Source organism: Mycolicibacter sinensis, assembly GCF_001667375.1.
Lineage (GTDB): Bacteria > Actinomycetota > Actinomycetes > Mycobacteriales > Mycobacteriaceae > Mycobacterium > Mycobacterium sinense_A.
The window spans coordinates 13,184-32,556 of record NZ_LZIN01000031.1 but is presented as its reverse complement, the minus strand read 5'-3'; the positions used below and the strand labels follow the sequence as shown (position 1 = coordinate 32,556).

General features: G+C 68.8%; 28 protein-coding genes. 13 read left to right on the top strand and 15 right to left on the bottom strand.

Annotation, left to right across the window (positions count from 1 at the left end):
• Positions 1-10 precede the first annotated feature (10 nt).
• Genes A5771_RS05285 through A5771_RS05270 form a run of 4 tightly spaced genes read right to left on the bottom strand, consistent with a single transcriptional unit; the run spans position 11 to position 3,135 of the window.
• Positions 11-1,249, bottom strand: a complete 1,239-nt coding sequence (locus tag A5771_RS05285; RefSeq protein WP_064854195.1) for a hypothetical protein — start codon at positions 1,247-1,249, stop codon at positions 11-13.
• A gap of 11 nt (positions 1,250-1,260) precedes the next feature.
• Positions 1,261-2,151, bottom strand: coding sequence for an alpha/beta fold hydrolase (locus A5771_RS05280; RefSeq protein WP_064854147.1), 891 nt, complete (start codon positions 2,149-2,151; stop codon positions 1,261-1,263).
• Between the two features lie 10 nt (positions 2,152-2,161).
• Positions 2,162-2,635 carry a hypothetical protein gene (locus A5771_RS05275; RefSeq protein ID WP_064854146.1) on the bottom strand — a complete coding sequence of 158 codons (474 nt, stop codon included), beginning with the start codon at positions 2,633-2,635 and terminating at the stop codon, positions 2,162-2,164.
• Entirely contained in the window at positions 2,632-3,135 is a 504-nt protein-coding gene (locus A5771_RS05270; protein WP_064854145.1) for a hypothetical protein, read from the bottom strand. Before A5771_RS05270 ends, A5771_RS05275 begins: the two co-directional genes overlap by 4 nt.
• Before the next feature lie 25 nt (positions 3,136-3,160).
• On the opposite strand from A5771_RS05270, the gene A5771_RS05265 reads away from it, so the two are divergent.
• Positions 3,161-4,009: an alpha/beta fold hydrolase gene (locus A5771_RS05265; RefSeq protein ID WP_109401033.1), complete on the top strand. Its 849-nt coding sequence runs from the start codon at positions 3,161-3,163 to the stop codon at positions 4,007-4,009.
• Entirely contained in the window at positions 4,010-4,831 is an 822-nt protein-coding gene (locus A5771_RS05260; protein WP_064854143.1) for an adenylate/guanylate cyclase domain-containing protein, read from the top strand. It abuts the gene before it with no gap.
• Positions 4,832-4,837: 6 nt separating this feature from the next.
• Here the strand turns inward: A5771_RS05260 and A5771_RS22495 are convergent, their stop codons facing one another.
• Positions 4,838-4,993: a hypothetical protein gene (locus A5771_RS22495; RefSeq protein ID WP_109401032.1), complete on the bottom strand. Its 156-nt coding sequence runs from the start codon at positions 4,991-4,993 to the stop codon at positions 4,838-4,840.
• Positions 4,994-5,015: 22 nt separating this feature from the next.
• Between A5771_RS22495 and A5771_RS05255 the strand changes: the two genes are divergently transcribed.
• On the top strand, positions 5,016-5,708 hold the full coding sequence (locus A5771_RS05255; protein WP_064854194.1) for a hypothetical protein: 693 nt from the start codon (positions 5,016-5,018) through the stop codon (positions 5,706-5,708).
• 4 nt (positions 5,709-5,712) lie between these two features.
• Here A5771_RS05255 and A5771_RS05250 read toward each other — a convergent pair whose 3' ends face one another.
• Positions 5,713-6,036 (bottom strand): putative quinol monooxygenase, encoded by a 324-nt coding sequence (locus A5771_RS05250; RefSeq protein WP_064854193.1) that lies wholly within the window; start codon positions 6,034-6,036, stop codon positions 5,713-5,715.
• A 100-nt stretch (positions 6,037-6,136) separates the two neighbouring features.
• Between A5771_RS05250 and A5771_RS05245 the strand changes: the two genes are divergently transcribed.
• Positions 6,137-6,409 (top strand): LysR family transcriptional regulator substrate-binding protein, encoded by a 273-nt coding sequence (locus A5771_RS05245; RefSeq protein ID WP_064854142.1) that lies wholly within the window; start codon positions 6,137-6,139, stop codon positions 6,407-6,409.
• Here A5771_RS05245 and A5771_RS05240 read toward each other — a convergent pair.
• On the bottom strand, positions 6,406-6,918 hold the full coding sequence (locus A5771_RS05240; RefSeq protein ID WP_064854192.1) for an OsmC family protein: 513 nt from the start codon (positions 6,916-6,918) through the stop codon (positions 6,406-6,408). The two genes, A5771_RS05245 and A5771_RS05240, sit on opposite strands and share 4 nt — an antisense overlap.
• A 72-nt stretch (positions 6,919-6,990) precedes the next feature.
• Between A5771_RS05240 and A5771_RS05235 the strand changes: the two genes are divergently transcribed.
• The gene (locus tag A5771_RS05235) at positions 6,991-7,344 is read left to right on the top strand and encodes a hypothetical protein (RefSeq protein ID WP_064854141.1); all 354 of its coding nucleotides are present in this window, start codon (positions 6,991-6,993) and stop codon (positions 7,342-7,344) included.
• A gap of 21 nt (positions 7,345-7,365) precedes the next feature.
• Here the strand turns inward: A5771_RS05235 and A5771_RS05230 are convergent, their stop codons facing one another.
• From A5771_RS05230 to A5771_RS05215, 4 genes are read right to left on the bottom strand one after another with little or no spacing between them, the layout of a single operon-like run.
• Positions 7,366-7,713 carry a type II toxin-antitoxin system PemK/MazF family toxin gene (locus A5771_RS05230; RefSeq protein ID WP_064854140.1) on the bottom strand — a complete coding sequence of 116 codons (348 nt, stop codon included), beginning with the start codon at positions 7,711-7,713 and terminating at the stop codon, positions 7,366-7,368.
• Between the two features lies 1 nt (position 7,714).
• A complete protein-coding gene (locus A5771_RS05225) occupies positions 7,715-7,930 on the bottom strand; it encodes a hypothetical protein (RefSeq protein WP_064854139.1) in 216 nt (71 codons plus the stop codon).
• A 40-nt stretch (positions 7,931-7,970) separates the two neighbouring features.
• On the bottom strand, positions 7,971-8,369 hold the full coding sequence (locus tag A5771_RS05220; RefSeq protein ID WP_064854138.1) for a VOC family protein: 399 nt from the start codon (positions 8,367-8,369) through the stop codon (positions 7,971-7,973).
• Between the two features lie 10 nt (positions 8,370-8,379).
• The gene (locus tag A5771_RS05215) at positions 8,380-8,616 is read right to left on the bottom strand and encodes a hypothetical protein (RefSeq protein WP_064854137.1); all 237 of its coding nucleotides are present in this window, start codon (positions 8,614-8,616) and stop codon (positions 8,380-8,382) included.
• Positions 8,617-8,773: 157 nt separating this feature from the next.
• Here A5771_RS05215 and arr point away from each other — a divergent pair, with 157 nt between their 5' ends.
• Complete coding sequence (gene arr, locus A5771_RS05210; RefSeq protein ID WP_064854136.1) at positions 8,774-9,184, top strand: NAD(+)--rifampin ADP-ribosyltransferase; 411 nt, start codon at positions 8,774-8,776, stop codon at positions 9,182-9,184.
• 8 nt (positions 9,185-9,192) lie between these two features.
• Here arr and ychF read toward each other — a convergent pair whose 3' ends face one another.
• A complete protein-coding gene (ychF, locus tag A5771_RS05205; RefSeq protein ID WP_064854135.1) occupies positions 9,193-10,266 on the bottom strand; it encodes a redox-regulated ATPase YchF in 1,074 nt (357 codons plus the stop codon).
• A gap of 96 nt (positions 10,267-10,362) precedes the next feature.
• On the opposite strand from ychF, the gene A5771_RS05200 reads away from it, so the two are divergent.
• Positions 10,363-11,451 (top strand): DUF6542 domain-containing protein, encoded by a 1,089-nt coding sequence (locus tag A5771_RS05200; RefSeq protein ID WP_064854134.1) that lies wholly within the window; start codon positions 10,363-10,365, stop codon positions 11,449-11,451.
• A 128-nt stretch (positions 11,452-11,579) separates the two neighbouring features.
• Here the strand turns inward: A5771_RS05200 and A5771_RS05195 are convergent, their stop codons facing one another.
• Entirely contained in the window at positions 11,580-12,593 is a 1,014-nt protein-coding gene (locus tag A5771_RS05195; RefSeq protein ID WP_428844388.1) for a 4-hydroxy-3-methylbut-2-enyl diphosphate reductase, read from the bottom strand.
• 96 nt (positions 12,594-12,689) lie between these two features.
• Here A5771_RS05195 and A5771_RS05190 point away from each other — a divergent pair, with 96 nt between their 5' ends.
• The 4 genes from A5771_RS05190 to A5771_RS05175 are packed head-to-tail and all read left to right on the top strand — an operon-like array spanning position 12,690 to position 15,940.
• Positions 12,690-13,304, top strand: a complete 615-nt coding sequence (locus A5771_RS05190) for a lipid droplet-associated protein (protein ID WP_064854133.1) — start codon at positions 12,690-12,692, stop codon at positions 13,302-13,304.
• On the top strand, positions 13,301-14,545 hold the full coding sequence (xseA, locus tag A5771_RS05185; protein ID WP_064854132.1) for an exodeoxyribonuclease VII large subunit: 1,245 nt from the start codon (positions 13,301-13,303) through the stop codon (positions 14,543-14,545). The genes A5771_RS05190 and xseA overlap by 4 nt, the downstream gene beginning before the upstream one ends.
• Positions 14,535-14,777 (top strand): exodeoxyribonuclease VII small subunit, encoded by a 243-nt coding sequence (locus tag A5771_RS05180; RefSeq protein ID WP_064854131.1) that lies wholly within the window; start codon positions 14,535-14,537, stop codon positions 14,775-14,777. Before xseA ends, A5771_RS05180 begins: the two co-directional genes overlap by 11 nt.
• Positions 14,778-14,830: 53 nt before the next feature.
• Positions 14,831-15,940, top strand: a complete 1,110-nt coding sequence (locus A5771_RS05175; protein WP_064854130.1) for a 3-beta-hydroxysteroid dehydrogenase — start codon at positions 14,831-14,833, stop codon at positions 15,938-15,940.
• Between the two features lie 6 nt (positions 15,941-15,946).
• Here the strand turns inward: A5771_RS05175 and A5771_RS05170 are convergent, their stop codons facing one another.
• Positions 15,947-16,471 carry a 2'-5' RNA ligase family protein gene (locus tag A5771_RS05170; RefSeq protein ID WP_064854129.1) on the bottom strand — a complete coding sequence of 175 codons (525 nt, stop codon included), beginning with the start codon at positions 16,469-16,471 and terminating at the stop codon, positions 15,947-15,949.
• Positions 16,472-16,542: 71 nt separating this feature from the next.
• Here A5771_RS05170 and A5771_RS05165 point away from each other — a divergent pair, with 71 nt between their 5' ends.
• Both A5771_RS05165 and A5771_RS05160 read left to right on the top strand, forming a co-directional pair.
• Positions 16,543-17,595, top strand: a complete 1,053-nt coding sequence (locus A5771_RS05165) for an NAD-dependent epimerase/dehydratase family protein (protein ID WP_165606109.1) — start codon at positions 16,543-16,545, stop codon at positions 17,593-17,595.
• Entirely contained in the window at positions 17,592-18,716 is a 1,125-nt protein-coding gene (locus A5771_RS05160; RefSeq protein ID WP_064854128.1) for an AI-2E family transporter, read from the top strand. Before A5771_RS05165 ends, A5771_RS05160 begins: the two co-directional genes overlap by 4 nt.
• On the opposite strand, the gene A5771_RS05155 is transcribed toward A5771_RS05160, so the two are convergent.
• Positions 18,699-19,328 carry a DUF4245 domain-containing protein gene (locus tag A5771_RS05155; RefSeq protein WP_064854127.1) on the bottom strand — a complete coding sequence of 210 codons (630 nt, stop codon included), beginning with the start codon at positions 19,326-19,328 and terminating at the stop codon, positions 18,699-18,701. The genes A5771_RS05160 and A5771_RS05155 overlap by 18 nt on opposite strands.
• Positions 19,329-19,373: the final 45 nt, after the last annotated feature.

The window sequence follows — 19,373 nt, the reverse complement described above, 5'->3', positions numbered from 1 at the left end:
GTGCCCCAAACTACAATGACGCATCCAGTAATCGTAGATATCCGTCGATTTCGCTGATCGCCGACTCGGCGGCGTGCACGCTGATCACCACCGTGTCGCCGATGCCGTGGACGCCGTGGGTGAGGCCCATCGCCGGGGACAGCGCGGGAAACCCCGCGGTCAGCAGCACCGGCACGCTGCCGAAGCGCAGATCCGCCGCACCGCGGTACACGCTGGACACCACGGTGTTGCCGGTCACCCGCACCGGCCGGGTCTGCGCGTCGAACTTTCCGATACCCCAGCGCAACAGCGCCGCCGGTGTCACCGCGAAGGCCCGGTCGGCGGCCGCCGTGGCCGGGTGCTCAGCACGAAGGCGGCCGCCGGCCAGGTCGGCAGCGATCCGTTCGCAGCGCGCCTCGCGATCCGATCGCGGATACAGGCCCGCCGCAATGTTGCCGAAATGGTTGTGCGCCAGGCGAATACCGGTCTTAGCCATCGGCACCTCAGCTCCCAGAGAATCGCACGGCTCGTCGAGGTACTCCGACAGCGCCGCGGACACCGCCGACAGCACTGCCACGGTGACGGTGGGCCCGCTCAGTTCCGCACGGTGGCGCACCAGGGTGCGTACCGCGCGGGCCCCGGCAGGCCGGTTGTTGGTGGCCAGCGGCGGCCGGTCCCCGACGGCAGGCGGCAGCCGTCCGGCGGCGGTGTCCTGGACGCGGCTGCGGTGCTCCCGTGCCGCGACGACGGCGCGCCAGGGCAGAAACCCGCGCGCCGGGGCGGCCACCTCAGTCACCGGCGCCGCGCGCCCGAACAGCCAGGCCGCCAGCGCTGAGGCCCGCGCCCCGTCGGCGAGGGCGTGTGCCACCTGCAGCACTGCCACGGTGCCGGCGCCGCGGTGGCCCGGGATGCCGTGCACCGGTGCGAACACGTGCAGCCGCCACGGCGCCGCCCGGACGTCGAGCTGGTCATCACCGAGCCGCACCACCGCGTCCAGGCAACCGGCCCAGCTGTCCTCACGGACCCGATGTCGAACCACGCCGATGTGGTCGAATGCCCGAACCCACCGCGGGTAGCCCAGCGAACCGGCATCCTCGACTCGCATGGTCAGCGCCGGGCTCTGCCGGGCCCGGTCCAGCAGCGCCTCGACGGCAGCGTCGAGGCCCGCCGGCACTCCGGCGAACGCGTAGAGCAGGAACTGGTCGCTGGGGATCTTCGCCGACATCCAGTAGAACTGCGCGTCGACCGCGGCCATCCGGTGTCCGCGCATCGCCCGGCTCATCAGGTCAAGAATTGCAGCACCCGGTCGGCCACCTCGTCGGGCTGCTCGAGTTGCAGGAAATGCCCGGCATGCTCCACCACGGCCGCGGTACTGCCGTCCGCCAGTGCCGGATTCACCCACCGCGTGAAGGCCGGTGACATGCAGCCGTCGTTCCGTCCGTGCAGGTACAGGATCGGCAACCGCGGCAGCTGCAGCCAGTACCGGTGCAGATCGGCGTAGCGGTCCGGCACCTGCGCGCTGCGCAGGGCGCGGTAAGTGCCCAGCGCCGCCCGCCAGCCCTCCGGGGTCCCGATCGCCGCGTCGACGTGCCGCAGATCCTCCTCGGCGTCATAACCCGGCGACCAGCGCCGCCACAGCCGCGGCAGCACCCACGAGGCGGACCGATCCGGCAGCCACGGCAGTTGGAAGTAGCCGATGTACCAGCTACGCACCAGCTGCGCCGGAAGGTGGCCGGCCAGGACGATCTTGTCGCCTGCCCCGGCCGCGCGAAGGGCCGCCGGCGGGGGCACCGACATGATCACCGCCTTGGCGAACGGGCTGTCCGGCATGGCGGCCAAGCCGGTCGCCGTTAACGCGCCCCAGTCGTGACCGATCACCACATCGCGTCCGGTCCCGCCCACGGCGTCATAGACCCGCAGCGCGTCGTCCATCAACGCCCCGAGGTGGTAGCTGCCGTCGTCCGGGATCGACGACGGAGCGTAACCCCGCATGAACGGCGCCACCACGTGCCAGCCGGCCGCGACCAGCCGGGGAGCCACCCGACGCCATCCGTAGGGAGTATCGGGAAAACCGTGCAGGCACAACGCCACCGGGTTACCCGGCTCTCCCCAACTCAGGGCCTTGAGCGCCACCTCGGGTGCCGCCACGTCGATCCAGCGCGGTTCACTCATCGTCTACCCCTCAGACCGGCTCGAAACCCGCGACCAGCCACCGGCCGTCGACTTTGTCCAATGTCACCCGGTAGCTCGAATCGACATAGGCGGGCTCGGCGGAGCCGACCGTGACGGTGCGGTCGGCGAAGACCAGGACCGCCGCGTGATCGCGGGTGGCCCACACCGATGCCGCGGCCGGAACCTCGGCCACCGCGGTGACGTTGCGCGCCTTGGCATCGGGGATGATCCGATCGCGGGCGCGCGCCGCGAATTCCGCCCGGAAGCCGTCGGTCATCAGTTGCTGTGCACCGGCCAGATCGCGTTCGATGGTGTCGGGCGCAAACGTCAGTATTCGGATGGTGGTTTCGGTTGCGGCCGCGATGGTTTCGGCGCTCCCCGCCTCGCTGGCGCGAATCGTCCCCTCGTACCACTTCAACCACCCGGCCGCTACTGCCATGGCCAGGATCAGCCCGGGCAGCACACCGTAGACCAGCCGCCTCATGACACGTACTCAACGTCGGAAACCTTGGCCTGCTTGCCCACCCGCTGCACCGTCATCCGCATCCGCAGCTCGTGCGGCTGCTGGTCCAGACCGCCCAGATGCTTTGAGGCGACGCTGACAGCGACCAGCACCTGCGCCTCGTCGCCGGACTGCCATTCCAGACCCGCCTCGCTCACCGCGCTGGCCGCCTGCGAGTGCTCCCGGGTGACGGTCTCGATCAGCACCGGGGCCCGTTCGGCGAACCGCTGGTAGAACTCGCCGGTCGCCGAGTCGAGGACGCGCTGCACGTCACCCTGGGGGTCTTGGTAGTCGACCGTGGTGAGGTGAAGGGCGGTCTGGCGGGCGGCATGCAGAAACATCTCCCGCTGCGCGACGACGTGGTGAGCCGCTTCGGCACGGAACCCGAGCCAGCCGAGCAGGCAAGCCGAGACCAGCACCCCGATCAGCCCCGCGATCAGTGCGCGACGCTGCCCGGCGCCGGCGATGTCCTCACCCACCATGATTCACACTGTCTACCATTTCCTGATGAGCACAGCCCAGACCGTCGACTTCGACGGCGTCGGCGGAGTCACGCTGGTCGCCGATGAATGGAACCGGGGTATCGCCGCAGACGGCGACCCGACGATCGTGATGCTGCACGGGGGCGGCCAGAATCGGCACTCCTGGCACAAGACCGGTCAGATCCTGGCCGACCGGGGCTACCACGTCGTCGCGCTCGACACCCGCGGCCACGGCGACAGTGACCGCGCGCCCGGCGCCGACTACGCCATCGAGACGCTCGCCGCCGACGCCGTCGCGGTCATCGAGGCGATCGGCCGCCCGGTGGTGCTGATCGGGGCGAGCATGGGCGGGCTGACCGGGATACTGGTCGCCGATCAGGCCGGCCCGCAACGGGTGGTCAAACTGGTGCTGGTCGACGTAGTGCCGCGCTACGAAAAAGACGGCAGCGCGCGGATCCGCGACTTCATGTTCAGCCACATCGACGGCTTCGACTCACTGGAGCAGGCCGCCGACGCCGTCGCGGAGTACCTGCCGCACCGGACCAAACCCCGCAGCCCCGAGGGGCTGAAGAAGAACCTTCGGTTCCGTGACGGCCGCTGGTACTGGCATTGGGATCCGGCGTTGATGACCAAGCCCGGCGACGACCCGGCGCTGCGCACCGACAAGATCGAGGCGGCCGCCATCGGCCTGCAGATCCCGATCCTGCTGATCCGGGGCAAGCTCTCCGACGTGGTCAGCGCCGAAGGCGTCAGAGACTTCCTGGACAAGGTTCCCGGCGCGCGGTTCGTCGAATTGTCCGAGGCCGGGCACACCGCGGCCGGCGACGACAACGACGCCTTCAGCGCGGCCGTCGTCGAGTTCGTGTCCGCCTGAATGTTCGGGATCGAATGGCTGACGCCGACGCTGCTGGCGGTCGGCGCACTGGCGGCGGTGGTCGTCGCCGAGGCCGTCGCCCTGGCGGTGTTGACCCGACAGCTGCGTCAGGCCCGGGCCGAGGCCGAGGAGCTGCGACAGCGCGTCGACACCCGCAACCTGCTGTTGAGTGGCGGACGCGAGGCCGTCAAAACCGTGTGGCAGACCGCGAACCTGGTGCGCAAGCAGGGGTTCGGCGCGGCGGTGCGGTCGTCGATCGAAGATCTCGCCGATTGGGCCGAGGTGGAGCGACCCGACCTGGCCCGCCTCACCCCGGACGGGCACGTGGTGATCCTGTTCACCGACATCGAGGAGTCCACCGCGCTGAACGAACGCATCGGCGACCGCGCCTGGGTGAAGCTGATCGCCCGCCATGACGAGATGGTGCAGCGCACGGTCGGCCAGCACGGCGGGCATGTGGTCAAGAGCCAGGGCGACGGCTACATGATCGCGTTCGCGCAACCCGAGCAGGCGGTGCGCTGCGCCATCGACATCCAACACGCACTGCAGCAGCGCCGCGGCCGCAAGCCGGCGCATCCGATCCGGGTCCGGATCGGGATTCACATGGGCCGCTCGGTGCGCCGCGGCGACGACCTGTTCGGACGCAACGTCGCGATGGCCGCCCGGGTCGCCGCCGCCGCCGACGGCGCCCAGATCCTGATCAGCGGCCCGGTGCGCGACGCGGTCAAGGACTGCGCCGACATCGCCGTCGGGGCCGGCCGCGACGCCGAACTGAAGGGCTTCGCCGGAACCCACCGCCTGTACGCGGTGAACGTCGACTAGCCTCGCTCAACCGCCGGCTTCGGCCAGCCGCTGATGCAGCCGGGCGCGGACCTCCTCGGGCGTGTAGGCCCGCCGCCGACGCTGGTCTCGCGCCACCAGCACTCCCCCGGCGGCGACACCGACCACGCCCGCCAGGCCGATCCATTTCCAAATGCTGCGCACGATCACACCCTATGGTGCTGACGTGGACGAACACACCGTGACGTTGGAGCGTGCGCTGGCCGAGACCCGCACCGGCGACATCTGGCTGTTCCGCGGCCGCTCCGGTCCCGACCGCGCCATCCAGACGCTGTCCAACGCCCCGGTGAACCACGTCGGGATGACGGTGGCCCTCGACGACCTGCCGCCGCTGATCTGGCATGCGGAACTCGGAGACAAGCTGCTCGACTTCTGGACCGGCACCAACCACCGCGGGGTGCAGCTCAACGATGCCCGGGCCGCCGTCGAACAGTGGACGGGCCGCTACCAGCAGCGGTGCTGGTTCCGTCAGCTCCACGGAACCATCACCCGCAAACAGGAAGACCGGCTGCTGCAGGCGATCGCCCGAATGGACGGCACGGCGTTTCCCACCACGGCGCGGCTCACCGGCCGATGGCTGCGCGGCCGGCTGCCGACCCTGGGCGACTGGACCCGCGGCATTCCCGTCCTGGAGCGCAAAGCGCGCGAGATCAGCCAACGCCGCAAGGCGCGTACCAGCAAAGTGGCGCTGCAAACCGCCTACTGCGCCGAGACGGTGGCCATCACCTACGAGGAGATGGGGCTGCTGTCGACCGACAAGAACGCGAACTGGTTCGACCCCGGGTCGTTCTGGAGTGGCGACATCCTGCCGCTGACCCCCGGCTATCACCTGGGCCGCGAGATCGTCGTCGTGCCCTGATCGCTCAGTCGACCGTCAGCTCCCCCATCAGCGACCAGTCCGTCGCGTCGAGCTGCTGGCTGATGATCTTCGGGGTCGATACCAGCGCCTGTGGCATCTCGGCCATCGCCCGGGCGAAGTGCTCGCTGTTGACGTGCGCACTGCCGGCCGCACCGTCGCGAAACGCTTCGACCAGCACGTACACGTCGGGGTTGTCCAGGCTGCGTGACCACTCGAACCACAGGTTGCCCTCTTCGGCGCGGCTGGCCTCGGTGAAGTCGGCGACCAGCTGCGGCCAGCGCTCGGCCCACTCCGGTTTGGTCTCGAATTTCACCACGATGAAAATCACCATTGCTCCTACCGACCGGCGCTGAATCAACGGCGAGCGTAACAACGCTGCGCCCAGATCTCGCCGATCCAGACCAGTGTCCCGATGACCGGGAAAGACCGTGGTCGCCGCGTTGTTCCGCGACGCGGGGGTGCGGCGGCGGATCGCGTTTCGCACCAGCCAGATGGATCAGGCGCTGGGCCTGGTCGAGCACGGACTCGGGGTGGCGGTGGTGCCCGAGCCGGTCGCCCGCCACAGCGGCCTGCACATGGTGGGGCTGCGCCCGGTCAGCGGCGGCGCACCGCCCACCCGCCGACTGGCGCTGGTCGGTCGCACCGCGGTGCCGACCAATCCGGCCGCTCGGGCGTTTCTGGAGCTGCTGCCGGCTGCTTAACCCACCTCGAGGCGGGTGTGCACCGGCGTCGGGTTGGTGGTGAGATCCAACACCGGGCAATGGGATTCGACGACCCGATGCAGTTCGGCGTAGCGCTCCGCGGTTTCCGGGCCGGTTACGGTGATGACGACCCGCACCTCGCTGAAGCCGGGACGCACCGCGTCGTCCAAGCCGAAGAAGCCACGCACGTCAAGGTCGCCCTCGGCTTGGCCGGTGATCTCGTCGACGGTGATGCCCAGCTTTTCCGCCCAGTACCGCCAGGTGACGATCTGACACGACAGCAGCGAGCCCAGGTAGTACTCGACGGGGTTCGGGGCGGTGTTCTCACCGCCGAGCGTGGGCGGTTCGTCGACTTCGACGCTGTAGCGCCCCATGGTGATCGTGCTGGCCACCGCGTCGTGGGCGACCGCGGAGGCCCGGAACACGACCTGAGAGCCGGCCGGATCGGCAGCGGCCGGGTCGCTGGTGGCGGCGACAACGGCGGCCAGGCGGGTGGTCGATGAGGTCATGCCGGTCAAGGGTAATGGGCGGCCGGCTGCCAACGATTGGCCGATGCCCATGTCACGGGTAGCCTGAGCCCCGTGGAGGTACTACGGCACGTAATAGTTCTGCTGCACATCGTCGGCTTCGCGGTGACGTTCGGGGCGCTGGCCGCCGAGGCCGCGGCACGGCGCTTCCAGCTCACGCCGGTGATGGACTACGGCGTGGTGCTGTCGTTGGTGACCGGCCTGGCGCTGGCCGCGCCCTGGCCCGCCGACGTGGTGCTGAACTACCCCAAGATCGGGACCAAGCTGGTGCTGCTGATCGCCCTGGGCGCGGTGCTCGGGATCGGCCGGGCCCGGCAACGCCGATCCGGCGAGGCGGCTCCGCGGGTGCTGTTCTACGCCGCGGGCGCGCTGATCCTGACCGCCGCGGGACTCGCCGTCATCTGGTAGTCGGCCGGTAGGGCCTGAGCCTCACGACAATCCGAGAAAGTCGCGCAGCCAGCTATCGACCTCGCGCATCGTTGCAGCGCCAACGATGCCCATGACGTCGAAGAGTCGTTCGCGCGTGACCGTCCGCGGTTGTTCGGTCATGGCGAACGTCGGCTCGCCCAATGTCAGCTCCGGCCCCTGCAGAAGCACGTGGTTGGGCCAACCGCGGTCTTTCGTCGTCGCTGGGACGATGATCGCCAGGGTGTCAGCCTGTTCGAGGTAGAGATCGCTGGCGACCACGAGCGCCGGACGTCGGCCGGCCTGCTCGCGCCCGCGTACGGGATCGAGTTCCGCCCAAACCACCATCCCCCGCCGCAGCTCACTCGCCATGTCAGACGTCGTTCAGTACGACGTCCCACTCGCGGAACTCGTCCCAGTAGGCACGATCCGCCCCGCGGAATGCCCGCCCGAATGCCTCCATGCGCCGGCGTCGTTCGTAGCCATCGAGGAGCCCTTCGATGAAGCCGGCCGCCGTTATGCCTCGTTCCTGCGCTTCGCGGTTGATCCGGTCGCGCAGCTCGGCCGGCACCTTGATCGTCGTAACCATAATGGGAGTATACCGATTGGTATTCCAGCTGCTCAGCCCATCAAATTGCGAATTTACGCCTGGCCTGGTCGGTGACCGGGGTGAACAGGTTGACGAGATTGCCGTCGGGATCCCGAAACAGCAGCGCGCGGTTGCCCCACGGCATGGTCGTCGGCTCGGTCACGACCTCGGACACCTGCCCGCGGAGGCGCTCGAACTCGGCGTCCACGTCGTCGACGATGAACTCCAGGATCGCGCTGCGATTGGCGCCCGGCTCGGCGGACCCGGCCCCGAACAGCGGGACCGTCTTGTCGCTGCCGATGGCCAGCGTGCCGACAGGTGTCGGGATCTCGGCGAACAGCTCATTGCCCCACACTGCGGAGACGCCGGTGACCAGCTCGTAGAAGCCGACCAGGCGCTTGACGTCGGCGGTGATGATGCGAGTCGAGACGAAATTCATGCCGGGGACGTTAGCCGCGACCCCCGACAACCCGTCCTCTCGATACGGCAAGGACCGGCCGCGCCACAGCCCGGTACGGGCCCATGGCGCGCTCAATGGACAGGCGTACGCCGCCGATCAACCGATTGATGCGACGCCGCCGGGCGCGGAGCTTCAGCAAGTACCGGCCTCCGACGCACACCGCCGCGGTCACCACCAGAATCCACAGCGTCGCCGCCACCAGGTAAATCGCCTCCACCACCGCCATGACGACGAGCGTCCTCTGCCCCGGTTGCGGTCAGGTCACCGGCGTGACACACGTCGGCGACGTTCTTTCCCGCGAAATTGAAGCTACGCAGGTGATCCGGCGATTTTTCCAGCATGGCTGCACTCTCGCGGCGGTTCATACCCGGTAGCCTGACGCGGTGAATCCCGTGCTGGATGAAGGCCCGTTCTTCCACGGAACCAAGGCAGAACTGCGGGTCGGCGCGCTGCTCACCGCAGGCTTCCGCTCCAACTACCGGCCCGAAATCGTGATGAACCACATCTATTTCACCGCCGTGCGCGACGGCGCCGGGCTGGCGGCCGAGCTCGCGGCCGGCGACGGCAAGCCGCGGGTGTATCTCGTGGAACCGACCGGTGCGTTCGAGAACGATCCGAACGTCACCGATAAGAAGTTCCCCGGCAATCCGACCCGCTCCTACCGCAGCACAGAGCCACTCCGGGTCATCAAAGAAGTCGACGACTGGACGCGGCTATCCCCCGCGGCGCTGCAGGAGTGGCGCGACCGATTGGCCGCGCTGCGGGCAGAGGAGCGCGACGAGATCATCAACTGACCAGCGCCTTACACGTTGAACCGGAACTCCACCACGTCCCCGTCGGCCATCACGTAGTCCTTGCCCTCCATGCGCACTTTGCCGGCGGCTTTGGCGGCGGCCATCGACCCGGCCTCAACCAGGTCGTCGTAGGAAACCACTTCGGCTTTGATGAAACCTTTTTCGAAGTCGGTGTGGATCACCCCGGCCGCCTTCGGCGCGGTGTCGCCGGCGCGGATGGTCCAGGCCCGCGCCTCCTTCGGACCGGCGGTCAGGTAGGTCTGCAACTTCAGGGTGTGAAATCCGGCCCGCGCCAAGGCATCCAGGCCGCGTTCGGTCTGCCCGATCGACTCCAGCAGCTCCATCGCCGACTCGTCGTCCAGCTCGGCGAGCTCGGCTTCGATCTTGGCGTCGAGGAACACCGCGTCGGCCGGGGCCACCAGCTCGCGCAGCGCAGCCACCCGGGCTGCGTCGGTGAGCACCGCCTCGTCGGCGTTGAACACATACAGGAACGGCTTGGTGGTCAGCAGGTTCAACTCGCGCAGCGGCGCGGGGTCCACGCCGGCGCCGAACAAGGTCTTGCCGCTGTCGAGGATCTGCTGCGCGGCCACCGCCGCCTCGAGCATCGGCTTGCGGTCCTTGTTGTTGCGGGCTTCCTTCTCCAGCCGCGGGATCGCCTTCTCCAGGGTCTGCATGTCGGCCAGGATCAGCTCGGTGGCGATCACCTCGATGTCGGACTCGGGATCCACCTTGCCGTCGACGTGCACCACGTCGTCGTCGGAGAACACCCGCACCACCTGACAGATGGCGTCGCACTCGCGGATGTTAGCCAGGAACTTATTGCCCAGCCCGGCCCCCTCCGAGGCGCCCTTGACGATGCCGGCGATGTCAACGAACGTCACCGGGGCCGGCAGGATCCGCTCGGAACCGAAGATCTCGGCCAGTTTGGCCAGCCGGGGATCGGGCAGCGGCACCACGCCCTCGTTCGGCTCGATCGTCGCGAACGGGTAGTTGGCGGCCAACACGTCGTTGCGGGTCAGCGCGTTGAACAGGGTCGACTTACCGACGTTGGGCAACCCCACGATTCCCAGGCTCAGGCTCACAGGGAGCCAAGTCTAAGGCGTGACGGCCGGCACGTCACCGGGGCGATCTGGCAAGGCCTTGCGGATTCGGGCGCCGCCAGCCGGTACCGTCAGTGTGTGGCAGCGCAGCGGGACAAGTCGGCGGTAGCGGCCGATCACCGTTCGATTCTGCCCAACAAGGCCGGTTTTCCCTGGTGGGGCGCTGTGGCCGTGGCCATGGTCGCGACCGGCATCGGCGTCGCCTTCGACGCCGGCTCCGGCGACAAGGAACTGAGCACCGTCTTCTCCGCCCTGTATGTGATGGGCTGCCTCGCGGCGGTGCTGATGGTGCAGCAATCGGCGGTGTTCACCGCGGTCATCCAGCCTCCGCTGATCCTGTTCTGCACCGTGCCGGCCGCCTATTGGCTGTTCCACGGCGGCGGTTTCCCCGGGCTCAAGGCCATCGTCATCAACTGCGGGTATCCGCTGATCGAGCGGTTCCCGCTGATGTTGTTCACGGCGGCAGCCGTGCTGTTGATCGGTATGGTCCGCTGGTGTCTGGGCATGCTCGGCGGCGCGGCGAGGCCCGCGGACGACGACACCGGCACGAACCGGCCGTCCGCGCTGCTCGACAAGCTCGGCGGGATGCTCACCGCGGCGCTCAACCGCAATCCTGCCCACGCCATCGAGCCGCCGGCCTCGGAAAGCCAGCGCGAACGACGCCGCGGCGACCGTCCCCGGCGGGCGACTCCGGAAGCTCGTCGCGCCGCCCGCAAGGCCACCTCGAGCCGGTCACCCGCTCGGTCCGGCGAGCGTCGTCGAGGTACCAATGGGTCCACCCCGACGCGCTCACGGCACGTCCGGCCGCCCATGGACGATGTTGGGATGACGGAGCGCCCGCCACGGCGCCCGGCACCCGACCTGCGAGACGAGCCGCTACCCCGGCGGCGGCGCCCGGCAACCGAATGGCAGGACGAGCCGCCACGGCGACGCAGCCAACCAGCTCCCAGAACAGATCCCCGCGCCCGCAGCTATCGGCCCACCGAGGCGCCCGAATCGCTACCGCGGCGTCGTCCCGCGGCCGGCCGCGGCAACGGCACCACCCACCACCCGGTCTCCCGGGTGCGCTACCGCAACAGTGCCGGCGACGAGCCCGGCGCGGAACGCCGCACCCGGCCCCGTAAGCCGCGCGACGAGCAAGCCGACTCCTGGGAGTACGACGTCTGACTGAGCCCGATGGCGCCGACCCGCTGCGCCCGGCTGACGCCGCGCTTGCGATCGGCGCTGGCCCGATGGCGCCGACCCGCTGCGCCCGGCTGACGCCGCGCTTGCGATCGGCGCTGGCCCGATGGCGCCTAACGCCGGTCGGGCCGGATCTCCCGAGGCAGCGCGAACACCAGCGTCTCGTTGGCGGTCGCCACCGGGTACACCGTGCCGTAGCCGTGCTCGGCCAACCGCTCCAACACGCCGCGGACCAGGATCTCGGGCACCGATGCGCCCGAGGTCACACCGATGGTCTGCACTTCGCCGCCCGCGGGCTCCAGCCACGACGGGTCGATGTCCTCGGCGTAGTCGACCAGATGGGCGGCGTGGGCACCGGCGTCCAGCGCCACCTCGACCAAACGGTTGGAGTTCGACGAGTTCTTGGACCCGACGACGATCACCAGCTCGCATTCGGGGGCCATCGCCTTGACCGCGGTCTGCCGGTTCTGCGTGGCGTAACAGATGTCGTCGCTGGGCGGATCCTGCAGGCTCGGGAACCGCTCACGCAGCTTGACCACGGTCTGCATCGTCTCGTCGACGCTGAGCGTGGTCTGCGACAGCCACACCACCTTGCTCTCATCGCGCACGGTCACCGAGTCCACCGCGTCCAGGCCGTCGACGAGCTGCACGTCGTCAGGCGCCTCGCCGATGATCCCGATGACTTCCTCATGGCCGGCGTGGCCGATCAGCAGGATGTCGTAGCCGTCGCGAGCGAACCGCTTGGCCTCGTTGTGCACCTTCGACACCAGCGGGCACGTCGCGTCGATGACCCGCAGGCCGCGATCGGCAGCCAAGTCGTGCACGCTCGGGGCCACCCCGTGCGCGGAGAACACCACCATCGCGCCTTCGGGCACCTCGTCGGCCTCGTGCACGAACACCACACCCTTGTTGGTCAGGGTGTCCACCACATGCTTGTTGTGCACGATCTCGTGCCGGACGTAGACCGGAGCGCCGTGCTTCTCCAGCGCCCGCTCCACCGTCTCGACGGCCCGGTCGACGCCGGCGCAGTACCCGCGGGGCTCGGCCAGCAACACGCGCTTACCGGCGGAGTCAGCGGCAACCGGCGCCCCTGAGCTGTCAGAAGTCTGCATATCGAGGGTCGGCATGGCACCCAGGGTACGGACTGACGGCGCCGGACCGCCAACTCGCGCCCAGGCCGTCGCTACTTGGAGATGACCGGCAGGTAAGGCAGTCTGGTGGCCATGGCTACTGCACCATTCGGAGTCCGGCTTCTGGTCGGCGCGGCCACCGTCGCCGTCGAGGAGACGCTGAAGCTGCCGCACACCATCCTGACCTACCCGATGACGCTGGCCAGCCAGGCCGCACACGCGGTGATGCGCTGGCAGCAGGGCATCGCTGAGCTGGTCAACAAGGGCGACTCCACGCTCGAGTCGATCTTTCCCCCGAAGGACGAGCAGCCGGAGTGGGCCACCTTCGACGAAGACGTCGACGACGACCTCAACGGCGCCGACTACCCCGGCACTGCAGATTTCGATGATGCCGATTCGGGCCCACGCACGGAGGGGCGTTTCGCGCTGTACTCGTTCAGCGAGGGCGCCGACGACCGGCCCGCACCGCCCGCCGAGACCGGGGTCACACCGGGTAGTCGTGGGGCCGCCGGCCCGACGGTGCCCACCCCGGACCTGGTCGACGAACTCGACTACGGCGCGCTGACCCTGGCCCAGCTACGGGCCCGGCTGGCCTCGCTCAGCGTCGACGAGCTGGAGACCCTGCTCGCCTACGAGGAGGCGACCAAGGCGCGAGCACCCTTCCAGACGCTGCTGGCCAACAGGATCACCCGCGCCACCACGAAGTGACCGCACCCGCAGCGGGCAATTCCGCTGAGAACCCGTTTCCGGTCCGCGCGGTCGCCATCCGGGTCAAGGGCTGGATCGACCGGCTCGGATCGGTGTGGGTGGAGGGCCAGCTGACCCAGATCAACCTGCGGCCCGGCGTCCGAACGGTGTTCATGGTGCTGCGAGATCCGGCCGCCGACATGTCGCTGACGGTGACGTGCACCCCCGAGCTGGTGGCCGGCGCCCCGGTCAAACTCACCGAGGGCACCCAGGTGGTGGTCTGCGGCAAACCCAACTTCTACACCGCGCGGGGCACTTTCAGCTTGCGGCTCAGCGAGATTCGCGCTGTCGGAATCGGCGAGCTGCTGGCCCGCATCGAACGGCTGCGCCGGCTGCTGGACGCCGAGGGGCTGTTCGACCCACGGCTCAAACGGCCCCTGCCGTTCCTGCCGGCCACGATCGGCCTGATCACCGGCCGGGCCAGTGCCGCCGAGCGGGACGTGATGACGGTGGCCGGCACCCGGTGGCCGGCGGTGCGTTTCGCGGTGCGCAACACCGCCGTGCAGGGCCCGAATGCGGTGGCCCAGATCGTCGAGGCACTGCGCGACCTGGACGCCGACCCGGCGGTGGATGTGATCGTGCTGGCCCGAGGCGGCGGCAGCGTGGAGGATCTGTTGCCGTTCTCCGACGAGACGTTGTGCCGAGCGATCGCGGTGTGCCGCACCCCGGTGGTGAGCGCGGTCGGTCACGAACCCGACAACCCGCTGTGCGATCTGGTCGCCGACCTGCGGGCCGCCACTCCCACCGACGCGGCGAAGAAGATAGTCCCGGACGCCGCTGCCGAGCAGGCGCTGGTCGACGACCTGCGCCGGCGCAGCGCCCAGGCGGTGCGCAACTGGGTGGTGCGCGAGGAACGTGTGCTGGCCCAGCTACGCAGCCGCCCGGTATTGGCCGACCCGATGCGCGCGCTGACCGAGCGCACCGAGGAGGTGGGACGCGCCGTGGCTGCCGTGCGCCGCGACATTGTCCGGCTGATCACCGTGCAGAGCGAACGGGTCGGGCACCTCTCGGCCCGGCTGGCTACCCTGGGCCCGGCCGCCACCCTGGCCCGCGGCTACGCGGTCGTCCAGACGGTGAGCACCGATAGGCCGGCGCACGTGCTGCGGTCAGTGCAGGACGCACCGGCGGGCACCCCCTTGCGGATCCGGGTGGCCGACGGAGCGATTGCCGCTACCAGCGAAGGACATACCGATGGCAACTGAGCAACCCGAGCCGATGAGTCCCGTTAGTGACCTCGGGTACGAGCAGTGCCGCGACGAGCTGATCGAGGTGGTGCAGCGACTGGAGCAGGGCGGGCTGGACCTCGACGCTTCCCTGCGCCTCTGGGAAAGAGGAGAACAGCTGGCTAAGCGGTGTGAGGAGCACCTGGCCGGCGCGCGCCAGCGAGTACAGGACGCGCTGGCCTCCGAATCCGAGGATGCCGACCGGGGTTGACCGCCCCGCGACAAGCCCGGGGAACTGAAACACGTTTCCGTTATGCTCGCCCGATGGGTGATCCCGCACTGACAACCGAACTCGGCCGGGTACTGGTCACCGGGGGCTCCGGCTTCGTCGGGACCAATTTCGTCAAGACGCTGGTCGACCGCGGCTATCAGGTGCGCTCGTTCGACCGGGCGCCGTCGCCGCTGGCCCCGCACCGCAACCTGCAGGTGGTGGAAGGCGACATCTGCGACCCGGCCTCGGTGGCCGCCGCGGTCGCCAACATCGACACCGTGTTTCACACCGCCGCGATCATCGATCTGCAGGGTGGCGCGAAAGTCACCGACGAGATCCGGCGGCGCAGCTTCGCGGTCAACGTCGACGGCACCAAGAATCTGGTCCAGGCCGCACAGCGGGCCGGGGTGAAGCGCTTCGTCTACACCGCATCCAACAGCGTGGTGATGGGTGGTAAGGCCATCTCGGGTGGTAACGAAACCATGGCGTACACCACCAAATACAACGATCTCTACACCGAGACGAAGGTGGTCGCCGAGAAGTTCGTGCTGGAGGAGAACGGTGTCGGCGACATGCTGACCTGTTCAATCCGCCCGTCGGGAATCTGGGGCAACGGCGACCAGACCATGTTCCGCAAGCTGTTCGAGAGCGTGGTCGCCGGACACGTCAGAGTCCTGATCGGCAGCAAACGCGCCAAGCTGGACAACTCCTACGTGCACAACCTGATTCACGGTTTCATCCTGGCCGCCGAGCACCTGGTGCCGGGTGGAACGGCACCCGGACAGGCCTATTTCGTCAACGACGGCGAACCGATCAACATGTTCGAGTTCGCCCGCCCGGTCATCGAAGCGTGCGGCCAGCACTGGCCCCGATTCAGGGTTTCCGGCCGGATGGTACGCGACGTGATGGTCGCCTGGCAGTGGCTGCACTTCCGGTTCGGGCTGCCCCAGCCACTGCTGGAACCCGGTGCGGTGGAACGGCTTTACCTCAACAATTACTTCTCGATCGACAAGGCCCGCCGTGATCTCGGCTATCAACCGCTGTTCACCACCGCGCAGGCGATGGTCGACTGCCTGCCCTATTACTGCGAGTTGTTCCAGCGGGTCAAGGCCGAAGCGCATCCACACCTGGCGACGGTGGTCGCCGAGCCGCATCCGGAATAATCGTCGTCACGGCAGCGACAACAGCGGGGACACCTCACCGGTCGCACTGTTGACCAGTGCCGCGTGATCCAGTCGGGCCTGGAACGGCACCACGTCGAACACCTCCGCGGCCACCAGCTGCAGCTGATCCAGCCTGGCCCGCGGGGCCAGCGAGCAGTGCGGCAGCCACACGCCGGGCCGATAGTGCTTGTGCAGCTCGGCACCGGTGCTCGTGACAACCTCGACGAAGCGCTGTTGGCGCGCCACAACATCGGCGCTGACCCCGGCGAGCAGCCAGGCCCGCCCATGACGGAACAGCCCCAGGCCATCGAAGCTGAGTTCCACCGGGGCACCGTCATCCAGCCCGGCCAGCGCCGCTGCCACCGCGTCGCGGTCCCAGCTGCGCAGCACGGCGTACGAGAGGTGCGGAACATGCCGGCGGTGGGTATGCGATCGCAGGCTGGGCACACCGTGGCTTTCGATACGGTCCCATAGGGCTCGCAGCGCCCGCTCGGATCGCCGGTCGAACAGCAGGCAGACGGCCAGGGCCATGGGGCCAGTTTGTTCCGAACGGCTGTCGCAGGCCTGGCTTTCACGGAAAGATCGCACTGATTGAGGAGGTGATCGTGGGCACGGTGTTGGTGACCGGCGCATTCGGTCTGGTCGGTTCGGCAGTGGTGCGGCAGTTGGCCGCGGACGGCCGAAGCGTTGTCGCAACGGATCTCGACATCCCGGCCAATCGCAAAGCGGCGGCGACACTGCCGAAATCGGTAACGGTGCGATACGCCGACCTCACTGACGCCGCGGCGGTCGATGAGCTCGTCGCCACCGTTGAACCCGCCGCGATCATCCATCTGGCCGCGGTGATCCCACCGCTGATCTATTCGCGCCGCAAGCTCGCCTACCAGGTCAACGTCGAGGCGACCGGGCACCTGCTTGCCGCGGCGGCCCAACAGCCCGACCCGCCGCGCTTCGTGCAGGCTTCCAGCATCGCGGTGTACGGCTCCCGCAACCCGCACACCGTCTCCGGCGTGCTGACCGCCGACACCCCGACCAATCCCGCCGACATCTACGGCGACCACAAAGTGCAAGCCGAACAACGGGTCCGTGATTCCACGCTGGACTGGGTGATCCTGCGACTCGGCGGAGTGCTCGCCGTCGACCTGGGCTCCAGCATCAACCTCGACAACCTGTATTTCGAGCAGTTACTGCCGACCGACGGCAGGCTGCAAACCGTGGACGTGCGTGACGTCGCCGCGGCGTTCGTCGCGGCCACCACCGCACCCGTGGTCGGCGAGACCTTGCTGATCGGCGGCGACGACACCCACCGCCGGCGGCAAGGCGACATCGCGCCGGCGATGGCCGCAGCGATGGGGTTGGTCAACGGGATCCCCGCCGGCTTGCCCGGCAACCCCGACAGCGACGAGGACTGGTTCAACACCGACTGGATGGACACCGGTCGCGCCCAGGAGGCGCTGGGCTTCCAGCACCACTCCTGGCCCCAGATGTTGGCGGAGACGACGGCGAAGGCCGGCCCACAGCGCTACCTGCTCAGGGTGGTTGCCCCCTTGGCTCACGTCGTCCTGCGCTGGCGCGCGCCCTACTTCGGCACCGGCAAGAAGTTCGCCGACCCGTGGCGGGCCATCGCCGACAAGTGGGACGACCCGCGCCCGTGAACTCCGACTTCTCCCCTACTCAGCGGCGTGCCCTTGCGGTCTTCACCGTTATCGCACTGCTGTTCGGGGCGTACTTCCTGCGCACCTTTTTCGTGCTGATCGTGGTGGCCGCGGTGGGCGCCTACCTGTTCACCCCGCTGTTCCGGGCCCTGGGCCGACGGCTGCCGACCGGCCTGGCGGCCACCGGCACGCTGCTGGCCGCGCTGGTCGCCGTCATCGTCCCGGTCAGCCTGACGATCTTTCTGGCCGTCATGCAGATCACCCGCACCGCCGGCGAGGTGGCGGAGTGGGTGCAGGCCACCGATCCCAACGCCCTCGGCGACAAGGTGCTCAAGTTCGTCAACGGCCTGCTGGAGCGGATTCCGTTCGTGCACGCCCAGGTGAGCATGGACACGCTGCGAGAGGCGATGGTGGATGTCGCACAAAAGGGCGGGCAGATGCTGCTGCACGTCCTGCAGGGCGCCGTTGGAGGTTTCGTCGGAGCGATCACCGCGGCGATCATCTTCTTGTACGTGTTTCTGGCGCTGTTGACCCACCGCGAGGAACTGCAGACTCTGATCCGCCAGCTCAACCCGCTCGGTGCCGACGTCACCGATCTGTACCTGGCCAAGATGGGCTCGATGGTGCGGGGCACCGTCGGCGGGCAGTTCGTCATCGCGTTCTGCCAAGGGGTGGCCGGGGCCGCCTCGATCTACATCGGCGGGTTCCACCAGGCGTTCTTCATCTTCGCGATCCTGCTGACGGCGTTGTCGGTGATCCCGCTCGGCGGGGGCATCGTCACCATCCCGTTCGGCGTGGGCATGGCGCTGTTCGGCAACGTCGTCGGCGGGGTGTTCGTGGTGGCGTTCCACCTGATCGTCGTCACCAACATCGACAACGTCCTGCGGCCGATCCTGGTGCCGCGCGACGCCCGGCTCAACTCGGCATTGATGCTGCTGGCGGTTTTCGCCGGGATCGCCATGTTCGGCTTCTGGGGCATCGTGATCGGCCCGGTGGTGATGATCATCATCGTCACCACCATCGACGTCTACCTGGCGGTGTATCACGGCGTGGAGCTGCAGACCGAAGATGAAAAGCCAAAACCCCGACGGTGGCGCCTCCCGCTACCGGGTCGTCGGTAGCGGCGCCTGCGTTTGCACGGCCGCCGCCAGAACGCGGAACTGCTCGGCAGCGGCCGCACCGGTGATCGCCAGCTGTGCCGGGCCGCCCGTCGAGGTCAACCGGGTGGTCCACACCGGCTCGCCCTCGCCCCGGTAGACCACCCAGCTGGTGCCATCGACGTCCTCGCTGCCGGTGGCATGCAGTCCGGGGCGGATCGCGGTGACCAGCGCGGTCTCGTCGGCGTTGCTCTGGGTCAGGCTGACGTACATCCCGGTCGGGGTGATGTAGCCGACTCTCGAGGTGACCGCGCGCAGCCGCTGGCCTTTCGCGTCGGTGCGCCCGTCGGTGATGCTGCCCCGACTGCCGGAGTTGGGTTGCCAGCCTTCCGGCAGCGCCGGCAACCGGATGGGAAACCCGAGCGTCTGCGCATCGGCGTTCAGCGCGGCGACGGCGTCGTAGGAGGGCACCGGCCCCGACGACATGCCGCCGGGATGAAACGAGCACGTCCCGGCCACCCCGGCCAGCACGATGCAGGCCAGGACCAGCGGCGCGATCGACCAGAACATGTCGCGGCCGTCCTGCAGCAGGCGTGGTTTGGCGGGCTTGGGCGCCGGTTGAGGCTCAGTACTCACGGAAGCCAGTATCCCAGCTCAGTGGGGCTGATCCGGTTCTGGGAC